Annotated in this window: 22 protein-coding genes; 11 read left to right on the plus strand and 11 right to left on the minus strand. The window is 69.6% G+C overall.

Annotated features, from left to right (window positions below; translation table 11 throughout):
• Positions 1 to 9 precede the first annotated feature (9 nt).
• The 3 genes from ACZ7DY_RS05465 to ACZ7DY_RS05475 are packed head-to-tail and all read left to right on the plus strand — an operon-like array spanning position 10 to position 1,851.
• A complete protein-coding gene (locus ACZ7DY_RS05465; RefSeq protein WP_471130464.1) occupies positions 10 to 600 on the plus strand; it encodes a hypothetical protein in 591 nt (196 codons plus the stop codon).
• Entirely contained in the window at positions 590 to 1,261 is a 672-nt protein-coding gene (locus tag ACZ7DY_RS05470; RefSeq protein WP_471130467.1) for a hypothetical protein, read from the plus strand. Before ACZ7DY_RS05465 ends, ACZ7DY_RS05470 begins: the two co-directional genes overlap by 11 nt.
• Entirely contained in the window at positions 1,258 to 1,851 is a 594-nt protein-coding gene (locus ACZ7DY_RS05475) for a hypothetical protein (protein WP_471130469.1), read from the plus strand. Before ACZ7DY_RS05470 ends, ACZ7DY_RS05475 begins: the two co-directional genes overlap by 4 nt.
• 145 nt (positions 1,852 to 1,996) lie before the next feature.
• Here ACZ7DY_RS05475 and ACZ7DY_RS05480 read toward each other — a convergent pair whose 3' ends face one another.
• The 9 genes from ACZ7DY_RS05480 to ACZ7DY_RS05520 form a co-directional block, all read right to left on the minus strand.
• Positions 1,997 to 3,028 carry a hypothetical protein gene (locus ACZ7DY_RS05480; RefSeq protein ID WP_471130470.1) on the minus strand — a complete coding sequence of 344 codons (1,032 nt, stop codon included), beginning with the start codon at positions 3,026 to 3,028 and terminating at the stop codon, positions 1,997 to 1,999.
• On the minus strand, positions 3,016 to 3,675 hold the full coding sequence (locus tag ACZ7DY_RS05485) for a hypothetical protein (protein WP_471130471.1): 660 nt from the start codon (positions 3,673 to 3,675) through the stop codon (positions 3,016 to 3,018). Before ACZ7DY_RS05485 ends, ACZ7DY_RS05480 begins: the two co-directional genes overlap by 13 nt.
• Positions 3,676 to 3,990: 315 nt before the next feature.
• Positions 3,991 to 4,464: a hypothetical protein gene (locus ACZ7DY_RS05490; RefSeq protein ID WP_471130473.1), complete on the minus strand. Its 474-nt coding sequence runs from the start codon at positions 4,462 to 4,464 to the stop codon at positions 3,991 to 3,993.
• 151 nt (positions 4,465 to 4,615) lie between these two features.
• On the minus strand, positions 4,616 to 4,975 hold the full coding sequence (locus ACZ7DY_RS05495; RefSeq protein WP_471130474.1) for a hypothetical protein: 360 nt from the start codon (positions 4,973 to 4,975) through the stop codon (positions 4,616 to 4,618).
• Positions 4,976 to 5,145: 170 nt separating this feature from the next.
• Positions 5,146 to 5,562 carry a hypothetical protein gene (locus ACZ7DY_RS05500; RefSeq protein WP_471130477.1) on the minus strand — a complete coding sequence of 139 codons (417 nt, stop codon included), beginning with the start codon at positions 5,560 to 5,562 and terminating at the stop codon, positions 5,146 to 5,148.
• 248 nt (positions 5,563 to 5,810) lie between these two features.
• Entirely contained in the window at positions 5,811 to 6,473 is a 663-nt protein-coding gene (locus ACZ7DY_RS05505; protein WP_471130480.1) for a hypothetical protein, read from the minus strand.
• Complete coding sequence (locus ACZ7DY_RS05510; protein WP_471130482.1) at positions 6,470 to 7,147, minus strand: hypothetical protein; 678 nt, start codon at positions 7,145 to 7,147, stop codon at positions 6,470 to 6,472. Before ACZ7DY_RS05510 ends, ACZ7DY_RS05505 begins: the two co-directional genes overlap by 4 nt.
• A gap of 15 nt (positions 7,148 to 7,162) precedes the next feature.
• Positions 7,163 to 8,347, minus strand: coding sequence for an enoyl-CoA hydratase/isomerase family protein (locus tag ACZ7DY_RS05515; RefSeq protein WP_471130485.1), 1,185 nt, complete (start codon positions 8,345 to 8,347; stop codon positions 7,163 to 7,165).
• A 58-nt stretch (positions 8,348 to 8,405) separates the two neighbouring features.
• Complete coding sequence (locus ACZ7DY_RS05520; protein WP_471130487.1) at positions 8,406 to 8,708, minus strand: hypothetical protein; 303 nt, start codon at positions 8,706 to 8,708, stop codon at positions 8,406 to 8,408.
• A gap of 356 nt (positions 8,709 to 9,064) precedes the next feature.
• Here ACZ7DY_RS05520 and ACZ7DY_RS05525 point away from each other — a divergent pair, with 356 nt between their 5' ends.
• From ACZ7DY_RS05525 to ACZ7DY_RS05535, 3 genes are all read left to right on the plus strand, one after another.
• On the plus strand, positions 9,065 to 9,634 hold the full coding sequence (locus tag ACZ7DY_RS05525; RefSeq protein ID WP_471130488.1) for a DinB family protein: 570 nt from the start codon (positions 9,065 to 9,067) through the stop codon (positions 9,632 to 9,634).
• A gap of 85 nt (positions 9,635 to 9,719) precedes the next feature.
• Positions 9,720 to 10,370, plus strand: coding sequence for a hypothetical protein (locus ACZ7DY_RS05530; RefSeq protein ID WP_471130491.1), 651 nt, complete (start codon positions 9,720 to 9,722; stop codon positions 10,368 to 10,370).
• 49 nt (positions 10,371 to 10,419) lie between these two features.
• Positions 10,420 to 10,872 carry an SUKH-3 domain-containing protein gene (locus ACZ7DY_RS05535; RefSeq protein ID WP_471130493.1) on the plus strand — a complete coding sequence of 151 codons (453 nt, stop codon included), beginning with the start codon at positions 10,420 to 10,422 and terminating at the stop codon, positions 10,870 to 10,872.
• 178 nt (positions 10,873 to 11,050) lie between these two features.
• Here ACZ7DY_RS05535 and ACZ7DY_RS05540 read toward each other — a convergent pair whose 3' ends face one another.
• Positions 11,051 to 11,932 (minus strand): S1 family peptidase, encoded by an 882-nt coding sequence (locus tag ACZ7DY_RS05540; RefSeq protein WP_471130496.1) that lies wholly within the window; start codon positions 11,930 to 11,932, stop codon positions 11,051 to 11,053.
• Positions 11,933 to 12,139: 207 nt separating this feature from the next.
• Positions 12,140 to 13,078 carry a hypothetical protein gene (locus ACZ7DY_RS05545; RefSeq protein WP_471130498.1) on the minus strand — a complete coding sequence of 313 codons (939 nt, stop codon included), beginning with the start codon at positions 13,076 to 13,078 and terminating at the stop codon, positions 12,140 to 12,142.
• Positions 13,079 to 13,576: 498 nt separating this feature from the next.
• Here ACZ7DY_RS05545 and ACZ7DY_RS05550 point away from each other — a divergent pair, with 498 nt between their 5' ends.
• Genes ACZ7DY_RS05550 through ACZ7DY_RS05570 form a run of 5 tightly spaced genes read left to right on the plus strand, consistent with a single transcriptional unit; the run spans position 13,577 to position 18,422 of the window.
• Positions 13,577 to 14,296 carry a hypothetical protein gene (locus ACZ7DY_RS05550; RefSeq protein WP_471130500.1) on the plus strand — a complete coding sequence of 240 codons (720 nt, stop codon included), beginning with the start codon at positions 13,577 to 13,579 and terminating at the stop codon, positions 14,294 to 14,296.
• A 17-nt stretch (positions 14,297 to 14,313) separates the two neighbouring features.
• Positions 14,314 to 15,150 carry a hypothetical protein gene (locus tag ACZ7DY_RS05555; protein ID WP_471130503.1) on the plus strand — a complete coding sequence of 279 codons (837 nt, stop codon included), beginning with the start codon at positions 14,314 to 14,316 and terminating at the stop codon, positions 15,148 to 15,150.
• Positions 15,147 to 16,457: a CpaF family protein gene (locus tag ACZ7DY_RS05560; RefSeq protein WP_471130505.1), complete on the plus strand. Its 1,311-nt coding sequence runs from the start codon at positions 15,147 to 15,149 to the stop codon at positions 16,455 to 16,457. The genes ACZ7DY_RS05555 and ACZ7DY_RS05560 overlap by 4 nt, the downstream gene beginning before the upstream one ends.
• A gap of 7 nt (positions 16,458 to 16,464) precedes the next feature.
• Complete coding sequence (locus ACZ7DY_RS05565; RefSeq protein ID WP_471130507.1) at positions 16,465 to 17,496, plus strand: type II secretion system F family protein; 1,032 nt, start codon at positions 16,465 to 16,467, stop codon at positions 17,494 to 17,496.
• Positions 17,493 to 18,422: a type II secretion system F family protein gene (locus tag ACZ7DY_RS05570; RefSeq protein ID WP_471130510.1), complete on the plus strand. Its 930-nt coding sequence runs from the start codon at positions 17,493 to 17,495 to the stop codon at positions 18,420 to 18,422. The genes ACZ7DY_RS05565 and ACZ7DY_RS05570 overlap by 4 nt, the downstream gene beginning before the upstream one ends.
• The last annotated feature ends 7 nt before the right edge of the window (positions 18,423 to 18,429 follow it).

Consider the following 18,429-nt stretch of genomic DNA (forward strand, 5'->3'; position numbering starts at 1 on the left):
GAGCGCCCCATGGAGGACGAGCAGCACAGGGGACTCGGCGACCGGCAGTTCATCGGGCGACGAGGCGGAGACGTCGTGACCCTGGTCGGTGCGGACGTGATCGCCTCCGTACCCGAGGCGAGACGTGCCGCCCGGACCGCCGGGGAAGAACTCCGGTTCGACTTCCTGGACGACCGGGCGGTGCTGACGATGCTGCGCGCACGGCACGAGGACGAGGAGGCCCTGTTCAAGGCCGGCCTCGTGCACGGAATGCCACTCGCCGTCGTCGGCTTCGGGGCGGTCATCTACTGGGGCGGCGTCGCCCGGTACTGGGAGTCCTCCCCCGCCCGCACGGTCTACCTTGCGGTCGCGGGTGCCGTCCTCGCTGCCCAACTGTTCCTCTTCGTACGCAGCGCCCTCGCGCACTGGGGTGACCCGGTCCGCCAGAACGTGCGGGCCCGAGCGCACCGTTACCGGGAAATCGCGCACCTGGCCCGCCGGGGCGGTGCCGAAGTCCCGGCCCACTATCCGCATTACGGCCCGTATCCCTTCGCGGCGACGTTCCATCCCGAGGTGGACGAACACGGGCACTCCGAGAATGAAGGTCCGGATGGCCACTGACATTGTCGAAGTCGACGAGAACCACAGCCTCATGGGCAGCGACGGCCTGGAGGTCCGCTGGGTCATGCCCGAGGGTTTCCTGGAGCTGCCCTTCGAGGCCGAGGACCTGGACGACCTCGCCGACCAACTGCTCGCCTTCGCCGCGACGTCGCTGCCCGGGGCCGACGAGGACGTACAGACCCAATGGGCTGTCATGTGCGCGCTGAACTACGACGACTTCATCGAAGCGGGCATCCAGTACGCCGGCTTCGTCACGACCGAGGTCGAAGGGGTGCGCTGCACCGCCACGGTCAACGTCAGCACGGCCGACCTGGACGAACGGGCAGGGAAGAACCCCGTGGGCTTCCTCGCCACCACGATGCGGCACCTGGACATCGGCGAGGTCGGTGAGGTCATGCTGCCGTGCGGCCCGGCGGTGACCTGTATCGGCAGCCGGACGGCCATGGTCGACGGCGCGCTCACCCAGTCGGGACAGCCCGAACCCATCACGACCTCGTTCATCCAGGTCCAGATACCCGTGAAGAACGGGACCGCCGTGGTGCTGGAGATGGGAACCCCGACCCCCGAGGGCTGGGACACCTTCTCCGCCATGTTCGCCGGCATCGTGAAGAGCGTGCGCTTCTTCGACGACGAGAAGGCTCCCGTGGTGATGCCGGGGTGACGGACATACCGCAGACCGAGACGGCCGAGCCCGGCCCTTCGAGCCGTACGGAGGCACCCAGGGACTACCGACTGCTGATCCCCCGGGACTGGTTCCGCATCGACCTCACACAAGACCGGTGGCGGAGACAGCTCAAGACCTTCGTGGACCGCCAGGCGGAGGGGCGGGGCGTCGCCGCGGAACTCACGCGCAAGGTCTGGTCCACGCTGCGCAACACCGCGGAGACCGGTCGTACGCGCGGTGCCATGGAGTTCTACCTCCTGACGACCTCGCGGGACGGTGGCATGCCCGCCTCGCTCCTGGTGTCGCTGATACCGCTGGGCAAGACCCCGGCCGACCCCCACGAGTACGCGGCATGGCTCGAACTGAGGCAGCCGGAGGAGGGCCCCCGCCGCGAGATCACGGTGGTGGACCTCCCCGCGGGCCCGGCGGTACGCGTCCACGGCCCCACCAGCCTGGACATCCACGTCCACATGCCGGGCGGAGTCGGCTACCTGGTGCTGTCCTTCGCGTCGCCGCTCACCGGAATGGTGGGCCCCATGGAGAGACTGTGCGACGCGATGGCGGGATCGCTCGGGTGGGTGACCTGAGACTCCTGAGGCCACGTCACGACCGTTTCTCACTGCTCCAGTTTGATGCCGGCTCCGAGGTGCGCCGCGCCCAGTGAGCAGGCCGAGCTCGCCCGGCCTGCTCACCCGTGCAGGGCCCGACGGCAAGGTCGGCCGTCGGGTGACCTCAGCGGTTGATGGACTGTACTTCCTCGACGGTGATGTCCTGAGTGGTGCCGAACGTTCCCTCGGGCAGTTCACCGCCCGGAACACCGGTGCCCATCCAGCGGACCTTCCACGTGATCGTCGCCTTGAGTTCATACGTTCCGTCGCCGGACGAGCGGAGGTATGTCACGCCGCACGGCGGGGTCTTCTTGGCATTGCCGCGGACGTACGGAGAACCGATGCTGCCGTCCTCGTTGATCGTGCAGTCGCCGGAGGCGGGATGGACCTCCGCGGCGTCCGTGCCCGGTTCGATCCTGAGCGACTGGGGCGTGGCCGTCGTGGTGGCCGAGATGTTCTGGCCGCCGGCGTTGAGGGACGCGGTGACGGAGACGGGCTTGAACTTCGCCTTGTCGAGCCAGGCCCAGGTGTGGAGATTCACCTTGGTGACGTTCTCGGGGGCGAGAGTGACCTTGGTGCCGGGGATCTTGATCTTCGCGTAGGCGAGTTCGGCGAGGATCTCGGGGGTGATCGCGTTCTCGACCTGAGGGGGCTCGCCGTTGTCGACCCAGAAGGGCGGCTTGTTGCAGGCGAAGATGTCGCCTCCCTCCTCGTAGGGGAGCGCGGCTCGGTCCCAGAACATGCCCTTGCCCTTTTTGGCCATGTTGTAGTTCTTGTACGGGTGGCCGTCGACGTAGTGCTTCTCGAAGGCTTGCACCGCCTCCCCGAGCCCGCTGGCGTGCGGGAGGTTCTTCGTCTTCATGTGATCGGCCTTGAGCTGCTCCGGCGTGTACTTGGGCTCGTACCAGCACGGCGGGGGAGTCCAGTCGGACGACTGGACCGTCATGGGGCCGCTGGAGGGGCCGGAGCCGTTGCGGGACAGATCGAAGCGGACCACAGAGGCGATCTCTTCGTTCTTCTTTTCGCCCGACTGCTCGACATTGCCCTCGGACCCTCCGCCGGGTCCGTCCGCGTAGGCATGACCGGGGACGACCGCTATCCCGACGGCGGCGCACACGAGTGCGGCACCCTTCAGGCGCCCTCTCACGGCTGGCACTGGCTTGCTCCCCTCTTCGAAGAGACGGCGGTGGTCTTCCACACGCCATTGGAACCCTGCTTGAGGCTGGCGTCGTAGAAGACGTAGGACTTCTTGGTCACCGGCGTCTTTTCGGGCTTGTTGGTCTTGCGGTCCTTGCCGAACCACTTGCTCTCGTCGCTGCAGTACGTGAGCCGAGCGGTCCCGTCGGCGCGGAAGTTCACCTTGCGGTCGTAGAAACGGACCGTCCCTGTGACCGAGTAGCCGTCGTCCACCACCGACTTGATCCACGAGACGGCACTCGCGGCGGCGTCACCCTCCGAATAGAACTGGACCGCCTCTGCGGAGGGGTCGCCCTTGATGATGGCGGCGTCGATGGCACGGTGGCGCTCGGCGTTGTCCGCCAGGACCGCGTCCTTCTTCGCATCACCCGTCTTGCCGCCCTCGAAGACGAGGATGTCGTCCTTGGGCAGAGTGATCTTCGGACGTTCGGCCTTGCCGGAGGCGGGTTCGCTGGGCGACTCCGACTTCTTCGCCTCCCCCTGATCTGCTCCGGCGATCTTGTCGTGGTCCTTGGACTTGTCGTCGTCCCCACTGCCGCAGGCTGTCAGCAGCAGGGCTGCGGTCGCGGCGAGCGCGGCGGTGACGGGCATGGTGCGGCGGTTCACGGTCGGCTCCCGGTGGGGCGTAGGGGGTCTCTCCAACGAACCGACGTTATCCAGGGGGCTGCTGGTTCTCCAGGGGCAATACCGGGGCAACTCACCGCATCTTCAAGGACCGTCATCGTGTTGTGACGAGAGGTTGGAGTGGCTGGTGGGCAGGCGCATCACGGCCTCCTGCGCGGCGGGCTGATCGCGGCGCAGGCGCAGTACGTCGATGTCCCCGTGCGCCCGGAAGACCCTCCCCACCGCGAGTTCGATCGCGAGCCCCCGGGCCAGCGGCCGAGCGCCTCGTCGGTCATGGTGCGAACGCCGGTCCCGGGGTCACGGAGCCCAGACCCCGAGCGCCCGCGCGAGTGCGTCCAGGTCTTCCGCCGCACGCATGACGTGGGCGATGTCCTCCGACGCGGCCCAGATGACGACGTCCGCACCGTGTTCCTCGACCTGCCACGCGTAGCGCACGCAGGCCAGCAGGTGGGGGGAGTCCTCCTGCGGGATGTAGCGGAAGGTGGTCATGCCCTTGCCGAGCTTGTCGGACTTGAACGTCTTGACGACCGGTGGTTCGACCGCGTTCCCGTCGTCGGCCTCGGTGAGGGCACGGAGGGTCTCGTCGCGCGGCCCCGCGGCGGGGCCGATCGCCGCGCAGACCGGGAGCGGCACGTCGGCCGGGTGGTCGAGGTGGAGGAAGAGCCAGTGGTCCGAGCCGGGCGGGGCCAGCGCCTCGGCGGTGCGCTCCAGCGTGCCGGCGACGAAGTCGACGCCACCGGGCCCGGGTTCGAGGCCGTACTCCTCCCACAATTCCTCGGCAGTCTCACGGGACCAGGCTCCGATGTCGTTCCACAGTCGAACGGAGCACTGAGGCCGGCCCTCGGCGGGACGATGACCCAAGGGTCGGGATCGACGTCACCGATGTCGATGATGCTCCAGAAGTACTCCCTCGCCTCGGCGGTCATTCGCGGCTCCAGCGGAAGTTGGCCATCACGGCGTCGAACCACTCGACGAGGGCCTCTGCCAGTTCGTCCCGAGGGCTCCCACCGCCGACCGTGGAGAACGCGGCAATCAGCCACCGGTCCGGATCGCCCGGTACGGACACCATGTATTCCACGCGGCGGGAAGGGAGTTCCGCCCCCTTATCCGGCGAGGCTCCCGCGACGTGTTCACGGCGCACGGCGAGCGCACCGTCGCTCTCGCCTGAGCTCAGCTCGGCACCCTCCACTTCGTCCCGGGAGAGCAGTTGAACGGCCACTTCGGTCGGTTCGGCCTGCCCGCGACATTCACCGCGGGGTCCGGGGGCGACGGATTCGGTCACAAGGATGGACGCTCCGAGGACGGAATCGCCCATGGGCCTGACGGGCAGGTAGAGGTCCAGGGCCTTCCTTTTCTGAGCATGGGCGACGGCGGACCGGAACCGACGGGCCAACTCGCGCTTGTACGGGCCGACCCTGTCCTGCGGCGTGGCCGGGCGTCGACCGGAGGTCTTCAGCCTTCACCGGCGCCCTCCTTGTGATTGAGATGCGCCATACCGGCGAAACCGGAGAGGCTGACGACCACGGCGATCCAGAGCGACAGATGCCCCTTGCCGATGGCGACCAGCAAGGCGTAGAAGAGGTAGATCACGAGCGCCCACTTGATCATGCTGCGCTCGTCGGCGAGCTTCGCCCAGTCCTCGGGGCGCCGGGCCAGACAGATCAGGATCACCGGAGAGAGCGCACACAGGGTCCATTCCCAGGTTGCGGGCGGCAGCCATGCCTCCCCGGTGAGATCTTCCGTGAGGAACGGCGCGAACATGCGGGCCAGGCCCAGCACAAAGATCACTCGAAAGGCGACCACGCCAAGTCGCAGACGCCGGACCCGCTGGTGGTCACGGCCCTCGGGGCTCGAGGTTTCGGCCGTCATGGGCTCTCCTTGATCTGCTTGCCGAGCTCCGCGTCTCCGAGCGCATCGGCCTTTTCCTCTGCGCTGGTCTGGGGCATCTCGGCATCTCGGCATCGCGCACCTCGGCGGCGGCTTTCTTGCGCCGTGCCGCAGCTTGGACAGCTGATTCAAACCTTGGCCGCCGTGCGCCACCTTCCGCCGGGCCGGACCGGCGGGTGAGACAGGCCGCGCGCCGTCCAGGGGGTGAAGGAGCAGGCGGCCCAGCCGTGCTACGCCGTTTCCTCGGACGTGAAATCCACTGTCTGGAGGATGGCCGTGACCATGTCGCAGAACTGGCCCCAGTACCGCATCGACGCGGTGTCGAGTGTGAAGACCGCCATGTAGGCGCCCGTGGGGAAGGGAACGTAGACCTGTATCTGACCGATGACGAGTCGGGGCTGTTCGTCGGGCGGCGGGTCCTGCTGTACGTCCAGGGGGAGTTCGCGCAGTGTGACGCAGGAGATCGCCGGGCCGCATGGCAGGTCGAGTCGGCGTGCGTCGTTCAAGGGGTCGTTGGCCAGGGTCGCCAGGGTGCCCTGAGCGGCCACCTCGGTGTCCCTGTGACCGGACTGGAGGAAGGCCACGGTGAGAGAGCAATGGGTGACCCCTTCTCCCTCCGGGCCGTCCTCCAGGCCGAAGATGCCCAGTGCGGAGAAGGCGAGTCCGGCCGTGGCCATGGCCGCCGTGACGTGCTCGTAGTACGGAGCCGCGGATTCCCAGAGCTCGGCGTCTCCAGCGGGATAGAGCTCACGTACGAATTCCTGGGCCGCGGCGGATCGTTCCTCGGCCGACGCGTCCACCGGCAGGGCGTGGAACCCGTCCGGCACGACGAAGTCCACGGGCGGGATGATCCGTGCCGCCCGGTCGCTGATCAACTGAGCCAGGTCGCTCATCGGTTCCGCCTTTCGGGCTCGTCGCGAAGCAGGTCCGTGAGTCTGGCGGCGTCACCGGTCTTCAGCCGCGTCCAGGAGCCGTCCACGAAGCGGATCCTGACGTCGGACGCCCTTTCGGAGAACTGCATCCGCTCGGCGTCGGCCACCTGCGTCCGCGGCAGTTCCCACAGTTCCCGGGCGGGCGCCAGGCCGGCCCCTGACTCGACACCGAGGATCACCAGTCGGCGGTCGGTCAGCACGAGCTCGGTGCGGTATCCCTCGGGCTGTCGCGCCGGGTCCAGCTGCCAGGGCAGAGAGAGCGCGACGGTGCCCGGGGATGCCCAGATGACGGGAAAGTCGTCCACCTCGTTCTCCGGTTCCCGCGGTTTTCCCGGGCCTTGAGGGTCTCCGAAGGGGGCGCCGCTGGGAGCGGCGGCGTTCGCCGCCATGTTGAGCAGGCGGGGGAGACCCAGCAGGACCACGTCGAGCAGGCGCACGCCCGCTCTGTCCGCTTTTCCCCGAGGACTGAATCCGGGGCCCGGCGGCCACCCTCCGGCGATCAGCCGTTCCTCGATGTCCCGGCGTCCGGTGTCGCGGAAAGACCGGAGTCCCGCGACCGCCGGTGCTCGTCCGGTGGCGAAGGAGGCATTGACTCGCAGCAGCAGTTCTTCGTCCTGGAGCGGATACCAGTCCACAGCTCTCGTTCCCTCTCAGTGCGCTGCCGCGGATTGCTGGAGGCGGTCACCGGGGCTGGTCATCTCTCCGATGTGGCCAGGAATGGTGAACGCCTTCGGCGCGATCTTGATCGCGGCGTCGATGCCGCGCCCCAGGTTGCTCATCGAGTCGATGTTCTTCAGTCCCGGAATGCCGCGGGTCCCGATCCATTGCCCGTTGCGGACGGTCTGTTCGGCGACGAGGCTCATACGGTTCATGAGGCCGCCCTCGGTCGAGATGTGACCCCCTGCCTTCAGGCCGCCGAGACCGATCTTCCTGCCCTTGATGGTCCGGCTCACCGCGCCGGCGACGTTGTCACCCACGCCGACGATGTTCCTCTCCAACGTGGTCACCCCCTTGAAGCCCTTGCCGAGCCGAGCCGCCCGGGCAGCCGCCACGCCTCCGTCCGCGACCTTGACACCCTTGCTGAAGGCGCCGATGCCCGGCAGAGACCCCAGTGCGTCGAATCCGACGGAGACCCAGCTCACGTCCGCCCCCGCCGCCTTGGCGACGAGATGCGTGGCGAGGGCCAGTCCGCTGGTCAGTACCGCGGCCGTGGCGAAGATCGCGCCTATCGGCTCGAAGGGCGCGGCGATGATCGCGATCATGCCCAGCACGCCGCTGAGGTCGCTGAGCAGGTCGCCGACCAGTTTGATCACGTCGGCGTGGTCATGGATCCACTCGCCGGTGGCGTCCCAGGCGTCCGCGAGGGACTTGCCGAGCTTGTCCCAGAAGCCGGGCTCGTTCGGTGCGATGTCACCCGCCTTGTCGAGCTCCTTGCTGATCGCCCCGGCTGCCTTGCGGTAGCGGTCCTCCAGGGCATGGACATCGGCGATGACCGTGGTGACCTCCCCCGAGGCCTTGCCCATTTCCTTGGTGCCGAGCTTCGCCTCCGACCGCGCTTCCAGCTTCTCGCCGGCCCGCTTCTCCAGCCGGTCGGCCTCGTCCTGGAAATCCTTCAGCTCCCGGGACCACCGGTGCAGCGCGCGCGAGGCCTTGTCGAAGGACTCGTGGCTCTTGCGGATGAGCGGGGTGACGTCCTCACCGATGTACTCGGAGAAGGCGAGTGCGGCCTTGCCCTTCCAGGCGCCGCACTCTATTCGCTCCAGGTCGCGGGCCGCCGCCCCCAGCTCGGACGCGAGGCCGCCGAGTTTCTTCGCCAGGTCGCGTGTGTCCTCCACGTCACCAGGGGTCGGGTCCCAGCCGATGTGGGGAAAGGCAGGACGCTTGCCCGTCACGTCATTTGCCCTTCTCGTGGGCCGACTTGAGCGACTCGGCCAGTGCCTGGTCCAGCTTGCTGAACTCCTCGTCGATCTTGTTGATCATCTTGACGGCGCCCTGGGTGTGCTTCCCGAGCTGCTTGACGCCGTATCCCCACTCGTCCGCGAACTCGTGGACGTCCTCGATGAGCTTCTCGGCACCGACGACCGAACCGTCGGTTCCCTTGAGGGTCCGGCGGGCGGCGTCCATGCGGTCGCTGACTCCGGAGAACGTTCTCTTGAGGTCCTCGAAGACAGTGCCGTCGAGCCGGAGGTCGCTCATGTCGTGTTCCAGTTCCTCAGGGGAGTTCGGTGGCCGGCGCTCCGCCGGGGCGGTCGCGGCGCCGCATGCGGTGTTCCGGTGGCCCGCCCGCGATACCCGGGCACTCACGGTGGTGCTCGGATATGCGTGGCCTGGCCAACGATATTCACGATATTCGTGAGGCCTGTGAGCCGCGGGGGCGGGGTGGTTACTGCTGGCCCCGGTCGCCGGACCGGTCTCGGTGCACCGGTTGACGGTCGAAACCGCGCCGGGCCACCACCCAAGTCGTCGGCCCTGGGGACGTGCAGCGGGGATGGACGCCACGCCACACTCGTAATTACGTGCGAATCCGCGCCCGTACTCGCCATCATGGCCCGATGCCCGACAAAGACTCCCGTGCTCCCCAGCCCCACTCCCAACCTCAGACCAACCCTCAACCCCCCACCCCCCACCGCACTCACCCCCCACACTCCGCCGCCGGCGAGCGGGCGTCGCTTACCGGGTTTCTTCAGTACCAGCGCGAGACCCTCGCCATGAAGTGCGCCGGGCTCACCGGCGATCAGCTCAAGGAGCGGGCCGTGCCGCCCTCCGAGATGTCGCTGCTCGGGTTGGTGCGGCATCTGGCCGAGGTCGAGCGCAGTTGGTTCCGCAATGTCCTGAACCGTGAGGCCCTCAAGGCCAACTGGCAGGGGCGCGTCCCCGGTGAGCACGCCGACTTCGACGTGGCGGACGCCGATCCTGACGAGGCGTTCGAGATCTGGCACGCGGAGTGTGCCCGTTCCCGTGCCATCGTGGACGCCCTGGACTCCCTCGACTTCACGGTCGACTTCCGCGACGAGACGTACTCGCTCCGTTACGTCCTCACGCACATGATCGAGGAGTACGCCCGCCACAACGGCCACGCCGACCTGCTCAGGGAGCGGATCGACGGAGTCACCGGGGAGTAGGCCCCGTAGGCTTGCGGGCGGCCCGGGGACCGGGCGGCCGGGAGACCGGAGAAGCACCGGGAACGGGACGGGGAGAGTGCCAGCCATGGCCCGCTACACACCACCGCAGACCATCGCGCGCGGCGGATTCAGCATCAAGGTGCCGGAGACGTGGTGGGAGTTCGACGTGCGGCCCGAGTCGCGCGACGCCGCCATCCGGCAGATGATCAACGACCGCGTCCGCGCCCGTCCGGAGCTGGCCCCGCACCGGGAGACCTTCGAGACGTTCCTGCGCAAGGCGGCGAAGGACGCCTGGCAGTCCGGCGCGCTGTACTGCGGCTGCATGGCGGAGAGCTTCGGCGGCGATACGCCGGTCACCGGCTCGGTCACCGTCTCCCTGGTCGGCGCCCGCACCCCGGACGGCGACGTGCTCCCCACCGACCCGGAGCGCATCGTCGCCCAGCTCGGCGTGCGCGAGGCCAGGCGGGAGGGCGACGCGTGGCGGAAGGTGACCACGGTCGACATCCCGGGCGTCGGCCTCGCGGCCCGCACCCACGGCATCGAGGACATCTCCGTGGACGGCGACGAGCGCACGATCCGCGTCGTCCTGATGCAGACCTTCATCCCGGTCCCGGGCCAGGAGGGCAAGGTCGCCCTGGTCTCGGGCAGCAGCCAGATCCTCGGCCTCGCGGACTCCTTCTTCGACATCTTCGACGCGGTGACCTCCACGTTCCGCTTCGAGGAGGGCGGCCAGTGACTTCGCTTCCGCATACGGTCACTGGAGCACTGGAGCACTGAAGCAGTCGTTGGCGAAGAACCTGCATGAATCACCCGGGCGTTGGTCCGCGGAGTCCGACCGCGTCCTGCGGGCGGCCGGCTGGCAGCCCGGGCGAACCGTGCCCACGGCCGGGTGGGAGAGAGTCCTGCGCGAACACGGCGGTTTCGAGATCCACGAGGCGGCACGGCTCTTCCTCGCCGAGTTCGGCGGTCTGGCGTGCGAGGAGCGGGGCCCGGGGCGGACGATGGCTCGCATGGGCTTCCGGCTCGACCCTCTCGCGGCCGAATGGGATGACGAGATCTTCGACGTGCTCAGCGAGGAAGCGGGCGCGTATCTGTATCCCGTCGGTGAAGCCGACCGCCGCAACAGCTATCTGGGGATCGCGCCGGACGGCAAGGTCTACATCGGCATGGACAGTGTCACGCTGCTCGCGGATACGGGTGACGAGGCACTGGAGAAACTCATCGAGGGCATTCGCTGAACCGGGTCGTCGTCCCCGGGAGGGCGGCCCGGGACCCGATTGTCCGTCCCGGGAGGGCGGCCCGGGACCCGATTGTCCGTCCCGGGAGGGCGGCCCGGGACCGATTGTCCGTCCCGGGAAGACGGCCCGGAGGTGTGGGACCTCACGCCTCCGGGCCGCCCCCGGAATCACCCTGCCGTCAGCGGCGGTTCATCGCCCGCTTGACCTTCTTGCCTGCCGGCGACTCGTCCAGCGTCTTCCACAGCTCCGCCGAGCTCAGCGACGTGTAGACGCCTGGTGCGCCCTGCGCCCCGCAGCCGTCGCCGTACGAGACGACGCCGATCAGGATCGGGGCCTCGCGGCCCGGCACCTTGCGGAAGATCGGGCCGCCGCTGTCGCCCTGGCAGGAGTCCTTCGTCTCCACGCCGGCGCAGAAGTTGACCTTCGCGTCGTACTCCTTGTAGCTCGTGCGGCACTCCGCGTGGGAGAGGATCGGGACCTTCACCTCGCGCAGGCGGTCCGGCGTGTGGGTCATCTCCGTGTCGGTGTTGCCCCAGCCCGCGACTGTCGCCTTCTGGCCCGGGCGGATCAGCGCGTCGGTGCCCTGCGTGGGGAGGGCGACGGGGACGATGCCGCGGACGGGCTTCGCCAGCTTGAGGAAGGCGACGTCGTACGCCTCCTTGCCCTTGAGGTAGCGCGGGTGCACGACCACGCCGCCCTTGGCGATGTCGCGTATCTGGCCCTGCCTGGCGGAGAGCACGGTGCGGCCGACCGCGACCTGGAGGCTCTTCGGCTTGACGGGCTTGCCCGCGTCGTCGACCAGGCAGTGCGCCGCGGTCACGACGGTGTCCGGCGTGACGAGGCTCGCGCCGCAGAACTGGCGGTCGCGTGCGCTGCCCGGGCCCTTCTCCATGACGGCCGTCATGAAGGGGTAGGCGTCGTTCGGCACCGCGGTGCCGCCGATGATCGCGTGGGCGGCCGGCGCGGAGGTGGCGACCATCGCGAGCGCGGCGGTCGTCGCGCCGAGGGCCGCGGCCGCGGAGGTCCTGCGGGCGCGGGTGGGGATTCTCTTGGCACTCATGGGGGGTTGTTTCTCTTTCGTGCGTCAGGAATATCCGGTTCGTTCTTCAGGGATGCCTGGTTCGTTCTTCAGGGATACCTGGGCGCGAAAGGTCCGGACCAGGATGCGTCAACACCGCCGAGCCGTACGGCATTTGCCCAGCGGTTCAACGAACTCGCCCGGTTCCCCTCGCGCCGGAAAGAGAGAGGGGAATTGCGCGGGGCTGGTTCACCCCGTGGAGTCCTCGGTTTCTTCGGCGAGCAACTTCTGTAGTACGGGGGAGAGTTCCGGTACGCGCGCTCCCGCCGCCTGTGCCGCCGCGAGCGCCCGTACGTACGCGACCGCTTCCTCGCGCAGCCTCCGCTTCTCCTTGCCTTGGCGGTGACCGGCCACCCACGTGACGATCGCCGGCAGGATCAGCAGGCCCGCCAGATACCCGGCCGGAGCGTCCTGTGTGGCACCCCACCCCACACCGATCACCCCCGCGAACACCATCAGGCAGCCCGCCTCGTCATGCCAGCCACCCTCGTCCGCCCGCGCCTCGTATGCGGAGATCATGGCGGTTTTGACCGGTACGCCGGGGGTCGGTCCGTGGAGGGGTGGGGCACCCTCCGCGCCCGGCGCGTACGGCACCGGCGCCGGCACCGGCCCCGCGCCCGGCGCGTACGCCACCGGCCCCGCCCCCTCGTACGCCTCATACGCCGGGATCGGCGCCACCCCCTCCCCGCTGCCGTTCTCCGACCGGCCCACCAGCCAGTCCGGTACGTGGGTCACCGGCACCCCGTGCGCCCGCGCGAGGCCGATCACCTCGCGGTATCCCGCGAGCAGCGGGTGGAGCAACTCCCGCTTCCAGCGCCGCCGTACGACCACCCAGAGCCACGCCCCCAGGGCGAGGAGCGGAACCGCAGGGCCGAACAGCACGGCCCGTGGCCGGCCGGCCAGGGCGGGCACCGTGGGGGAGAACAGCGGCCAGCAGACACCCGCGACGACGAGGAGCGCGCCGAGCCATCCCGGGGTGCTGTTGGCCACCCGGCGCAAGACCTTCCGGCGTTCCGCCAGGAGGGCCGCCGTCGCCGCGTCGTCGGTGTAGTCGAAGCCGTGCCGCGCGCCGGTCTCCCGTACGGCCGCGAGAAGGCGCGGGTCGGAGGCGAGAGTTGCGTGGGTCATGGGGAGGAGTGGCGGGCGTTCGGTGGGGGTGCTCATGGGGGAGCCGATTCCCTTCGTGAGGCGTGGGGCAGGTGAGGCGTATGGACGGGAACCGGCCCGGCCCCCGCCGGCGTCCACCCTGTGGCCGACGGATCATGGCACGCGTCCGGTGAGGCCTCGTGCCGTCCGTGTGGGGACCGTGTGGAAGAAGCCATCAGCGGTCTGCCCGCGGGCAGTTGTGCAAAGCATGCCTATTCGCTTGCGCACACGATTGCGTCTCCGCGAGATCCGGGGACGGCATCGGAACCAGAGGGTGCGGATTGCGCGTGGATAACGATGAGAGGTGTGAGCTTCGCGATCTTTAACGCGCCTTGAGGGGCTTATGTGCTGCTGATACGGTGCGATGGCTTGACACTGACCCTGGGGCTGAATACCCCGCCTGAGAAGGGCGAGAGGGGCGAAAGTGTCACAAATGATCGAAATTGACCGAATCTTCTTGGGTGTGCGGGGAGCAGTTGCGTGAAGATCCAGGAGCGTACGGGGGCGGGCAACAACCGTTCTGCCGCGCCGGTTCAGCCAGGCGTCGGTGAACGACTTCCCTCGCCGCCTCGCGAGCGCAAACCGGCCCTCGCCGCACTCGCCGTCCTCCTCATCCTCGTCGGCGCCCTCGGCGCCACCGTGCTCGTGCTGCGCGCCGGTGACCGGATCGAGGTCGTCAAGCTCACCGCCGACCTGCCCGCAGGAGAGGCCCTCAAGAACGGCAACTACACGACCGTGATGGTCAACGACGACAGCGGCGCCCACTTCGTCAAGAAGGAGCAGATCGGCGCGCTCAAGGCCCTCAAGGCCAAGAGCACCCTCTACAAGGGCACCGTCGTCGTCGGCGAGATGTTCGGCAAGAAGGCCGAACTCCCCGCGGGCAAGGCCTCCGTCGGCCTCTCCCTGAAGGAGGGCCAGTACCCCTCCGACCTGAAGGCCCACGACACCGTCGCCGCCTACCCCGTCCTCTCCGGCACCTCCACCGGCAAGGGCTCGTCCGGCAACGGCGGCTCCACCGGCGGCACGCCCCTGGTCGCCAACGCCCAGGTCAGCAAGGTCATCTCCAAGAGCGACGCCACCGTGAGCACCGGCAACCAGAACATCACCCTGCTCGTCCCGCAGGAAGAGGTCGCGGCCCTCGCCAGCGCCGCTTCCGAGGGCAAGGTCGTCATCGTCCGCGTCCCGTCCGACGGCAACTAGAAGCGAGTAGAAGAGACATGGCGCTCATCGCCCTCGCAGCCGACAAGGGCTCTCCCGGCGTCACCACCGCCGCCGTCGCGCTCGCCGCCGTCTGGCCGCGCCGCGTCCTGGTGGCGGAGACCGACCCCGCCGGCGGTGACCTGGTCTACCGCAGTGCCGCCGCGCACGGCGGCCCGCTCAACCCCAACACCGGCATGCTCTCCATCGCCGCGACCGCCCGCCGCGGCCTCGTGCCCGACCAACTCTGGGACCACACCCAGCCGTTGAGCGGCGGCCTCGAGGTCCTCGTCGGGCTCGGCATCGCCGAGCAGGCCGCCGGACTCGCCGGTCTCTGGCCGACGCTCGGCCGTGCCTTCTCGCAGCTCGCCGACTCGCCGCACGCGCCCGCCGACGTCATAGCGGACTGCGGCCGGATCAGCGGCGACACCCCGGCCGTCGAGCTGTTCCCGCAGGCCGCCCTCGTCCTGCTCGTCTCGCGCACCGAACCCGAGGCCATCGCCCGCGTCCGGGACCGCGCCGCCGCCCTCGCGGCCAAGCTGCACGGCGGCTCGCGCGGCGCCGCCTCGCTGGCCCAGCCCCTCATCGGCGTCCTCCTGATCGCGGACCCCGCGACCTCCGCGAAACTCGTCCACCAGGTCAACGACATGCTGATGGCCGCGCAGACCGGCGCCCGCGTCGTGGGCACCCTCGCCGACGACCCGGCGGGCGCCGACCAGCTGGCCGGGCGCAGGCGCGGCCGCCTCGACAAGTCGCTGCTCATCCGCTCCGCCCGCAAGGTGACCGTCGACCTGTACCAGCAGTACGGCGCCGCCTGGACCAACCCCGTGGCCCAGCAGCCGGGGACGGGCCGATGAGCACAGCCGTCGATCACCAGCTCGTCAAGCGGTTCCGGCAGGAGGCCGGTGACCGCATCGCCGAGCAGCGCCGCATCGACCAGGTCTCCGGCGTCACCCCGATGTCGGGCGAGGACGAGCGGCACTACGCCCGCGCCGTCATCGCGCAGATCCTGGAGGAGTACGCGCGCGCGGAGATCAACGCCGGGCGCACCCCCCTCGACGCGGAGACCGAGGAGCAGTACGCGGCCGCCGTGCACGCCGCGCTCTTCGGCGTCGGACGGCTGCAGCCGCTGCTCGACGACCCCGAGGTCGAGAACATCGACATCAACGGCTGCGACCAGGTCTTCGTCGGATACGCCGACGGCCGCGAGACCAAGGCCGACCCCGTCGCCGAGACCGACGAGGAGCTCGTCGAGCTCATCCAGGTCCTCGGCGCGTACTCCGGCCTGTCGTCGCGTCCCTTCGACTCCGCCAACCCGCAGCTCGACCTGCGCCTGCCCGACGGTTCGCGTCTGTCGGCGGTCATGGACGTCACGCGGCGCCCCGCGCTCTCCATCCGCCGCGCCCGTATGGGCAAGGTCTTCATGTCGGACCTGGTGGGCAACGGCACGCTGACGCCGGAGATCGGCCACTTCCTCGCCTGCGCGGTCCGGGCCCGCAAGAACATCATGATCGCGGGCGCGACCAACGCCGGAAAGACCACGCTCCTGCGCGCGCTCGCCAACGAGATCCCGCCGCACGAGCGCCTGGTGACCGTCGAGCGCGCCCTGGAGCTCGGCCTCGACCAGTTCGCCGACCTCCACCCGAACGTCGTCGCCTTCGAGGAGCGCCTGCCCAACTCCGAGGGCCAGGGCGAGATCTCGATGGCGGAGCTGGTCCGCCGCTCGCTGCGCATGAACCCCTCCCGCGTCATCGTCGGCGAGGTCCTCGGCGACGAGATCGTGACGATGCTGAACGCGATGTCGCAGGGCAACGACGGTTCGCTCTCCACGATCCACGCCAACAGCTCCAGCGAGGTCTTCAACCGTATTTCCACGTACGCCCTCCAGGCCTCCGAACGCCTGCCCATCGAGGCGAGCCAGATGCTGGTCGCGGGCGCGGTCAACTTCGTCGTCTTCATCCAGCGGCGCAACAACTACCAGTCCGGCGGCAAGCTCCAGCGCATGGTGACCTCGATCCGCGAGGTCAACGGCGTCGACGGCCGCGTCCTGTCCAGCGAGGTCTTCGCGGAGGCCCCCGACGGCCGCGTCGTCGCGCACGCGCCGATCGCCTGCATGGACGACCTGGCCGCGTTCGGCTACCGCCCCGCCGGGCAATGGGGGTGAGCACGACATGAACGCACTCGGCTCCATGGGCGGCCTCTTCTCGCTGCCCGTCCTGTACGCGCTGGCCTGCGGTGTCGCCGCCGGCGGCGGCCTCGCGCTGCTCGCCGTCGCCCTGCGCGGCATGCCGGTCAAGCCCGAGCACGAGAAGCACAGGGCGAGCGAGCGCGCCAACGAACTGATCCGCTTCATCGGCCGGCGCGGCTCGGCGGCGATCGGCGTCGGCCTCGTCGTCCTGCTCCTCACCCGCTGGGCGGTGGCCGGACTCGCCTCCGGCATCCTCGTCTTCTTCTGGGACAAGCTCTTCGGCGGCGCGGCGGAGGAACGCGCGCAGATGAAGCGCGTCGAGGCGCTCGCCGCCTGGACGGAGTCGCTGCGCGACACCATCGCGGGAGCCGTCGGCCTGGAGCAGGCGATCCCCGCCTCCGCGCGGGCCGCCGCCCCGGTGCTCCGCCCCCACCTGGACGCGCTCGTGGACCGTCTCCGTGCGCGCACCCCGCTCCCCGAGGCCCTCCAGGTGCTGGCCGACGAGATCGACGACGCCTCGGCGGACATCATCGTCGCGGCGCTCATCCTCAACGCCAAGCTGCGCGGCCCCGGCCTGCGCCAGGTCCTCGGCGCGCTCGCCAAGTCGGCGCGCGAGGAGGTCGACATGCGCCAGCGCGTCATGGCGCAGCGCGCCTCGACCCGCCGCTCGGTGCAGATCGTGGTGGCCGTCTCGATCGCGTTCGTCCTCGGCCTTTCCATCTTCAACCGCGAGTTCGTCGAGCCGTACGGCACGCCCGTCGGCCAGCTCGTCCTCGCCATGGTCTGCGCCCTGTTCGCGCTGGGCTTCTGGTGGCTGCGGAAGCTGTCGACGGTCGAGACGCCGGACCGCTTCCTGGTCAGGGACGAGCCGGGCGTGCAGTTCGTACGTCCCCGGGGTCCCGGCGGCGCGCCCGTGGCGGGTGACCCGCGGCAGGCGCCGCAGTTCGGCAGGCCGGGCGCGGCCCAGCAGGTCCTGCCGGGCTACACCAACCCGTCCGAGGGGGTACGGCGATGAACCTGACCATGCCGGTACTGATCGGCGCCATCCTCGGCCTCGGCGTCTTCGTCCTCGTACGCGCCCTGATGCCGTCCAAGCGCAGCGCCGTCGCGACGGTCGCCCGCATCGACGCGATGCGGGCGCGCGGCGCGGCGTACGAGTCGCACCGGGCGATCGCGGACACCGAGAGCCCCGGCCGCTTCGGCACGATGCGCTCGCGGGTGGGCGCGCGGGTCGCCGATTTCTACCTCCAGCAGGGCTGGGAGCAGCGCTCGCTCCGGGCGGACCTGGCGGTCCTCGACCGCAGCTGGGAGAAGTTCCTGGCGACGAAGGTGCTGCTGGCCGCGGCGGGCGTGTTCTTCGGCCCATTCCTCTTCGCCGTCATCTACACGCTCGGCGTCGGCCGCAGCCCGATCATCCCGGTGTGGCTCGCGCTGATGTTCGGCGCGCTCTTCTTCTTCCTGCCCGACCTGGAAGTACGCAGGGACGCGGCGGAGAAGCGGCGCGACCTGCGCCGCGTCATCGGCGCCTATCTGGACCTGGTGTCGATGAGCCTCGCGGGCGGCCGCGGTCTGCCCGAGGCGCTCATGGCGGCGGCGGAAGTCTCCGACGGATGGGCGACACAACGCATCCGCAGCGCGCTGGCCGACGCCCGCATCACCGGCGTCAGCCAGTGGCAGGCCCTCGGCTCGCTCGGCGAGGAACTGGGCGTGGAAGAGCTGAAGGACCTGTCGGCGTCCCTGGCGCTGGTCGCGGACGACGGCGCGAAGGTGCGCGAGTCGCTCGCCTCCCGCGCGGAGACGATGCGCCACCGCGAACTGGCCGAGATCGAGGGCAGCGCGGGCGAGAAATCCCAGTCGATGCTGGTCGCGCAGCTCCTGCTGTGCGCGGGCTTTCTGGTCTTCCTCATCTTCCCGGCGGCGATGCGCGTGTTCCAGGTCTAGCGGCGCC

It is taken from the genome of Streptomyces sp. NPDC037013 (assembly GCF_055607265.1).

What these genes read in the sequence shown, in the direction of transcription:
- ACZ7DY_RS05525 (WP_471130488.1), top strand. Translation starts at nt 9,065, where the DNA reads ATGCCCGACAAAGACTCCCGTGCTCCCCAGCCCCACTCCCAACCTCAG.
- ACZ7DY_RS05465 (WP_471130464.1), top strand. Translation starts at nt 10, where the DNA reads ATGGAGGACGAGCAGCACAGGGGACTCGGCGACCGGCAGTTCATCGGG.
- ACZ7DY_RS05545 (WP_471130498.1), bottom strand. Translation starts at nt 13,078, where the DNA reads ATGACCCACGCAACTCTCGCCTCCGACCCGCGCCTTCTCGCGGCCGTA.
- ACZ7DY_RS05505 (WP_471130480.1), bottom strand. Translation starts at nt 6,473, where the DNA reads ATGAGCGACCTGGCTCAGTTGATCAGCGACCGGGCGGCACGGATCATC.
- ACZ7DY_RS05560 (WP_471130505.1), top strand. Translation starts at nt 15,147, where the DNA reads ATGAGCACAGCCGTCGATCACCAGCTCGTCAAGCGGTTCCGGCAGGAG.
- ACZ7DY_RS05470 (WP_471130467.1), top strand. Translation starts at nt 590, where the DNA reads ATGGCCACTGACATTGTCGAAGTCGACGAGAACCACAGCCTCATGGGC.
- ACZ7DY_RS05500 (WP_471130477.1), bottom strand. Translation starts at nt 5,562, where the DNA reads ATGACGGCCGAAACCTCGAGCCCCGAGGGCCGTGACCACCAGCGGGTC.
- ACZ7DY_RS05540 (WP_471130496.1), bottom strand. Translation starts at nt 11,932, where the DNA reads ATGAGTGCCAAGAGAATCCCCACCCGCGCCCGCAGGACCTCCGCGGCC.
- ACZ7DY_RS05570 (WP_471130510.1), top strand. Translation starts at nt 17,493, where the DNA reads ATGAACCTGACCATGCCGGTACTGATCGGCGCCATCCTCGGCCTCGGC.
- ACZ7DY_RS05530 (WP_471130491.1), top strand. Translation starts at nt 9,720, where the DNA reads ATGGCCCGCTACACACCACCGCAGACCATCGCGCGCGGCGGATTCAGC.
- ACZ7DY_RS05565 (WP_471130507.1), top strand. Translation starts at nt 16,465, where the DNA reads ATGAACGCACTCGGCTCCATGGGCGGCCTCTTCTCGCTGCCCGTCCTG.
- ACZ7DY_RS05555 (WP_471130503.1), top strand. Translation starts at nt 14,314, where the DNA reads ATGGCGCTCATCGCCCTCGCAGCCGACAAGGGCTCTCCCGGCGTCACC.
- ACZ7DY_RS05520 (WP_471130487.1), bottom strand. Translation starts at nt 8,708, where the DNA reads ATGAGCGACCTCCGGCTCGACGGCACTGTCTTCGAGGACCTCAAGAGA.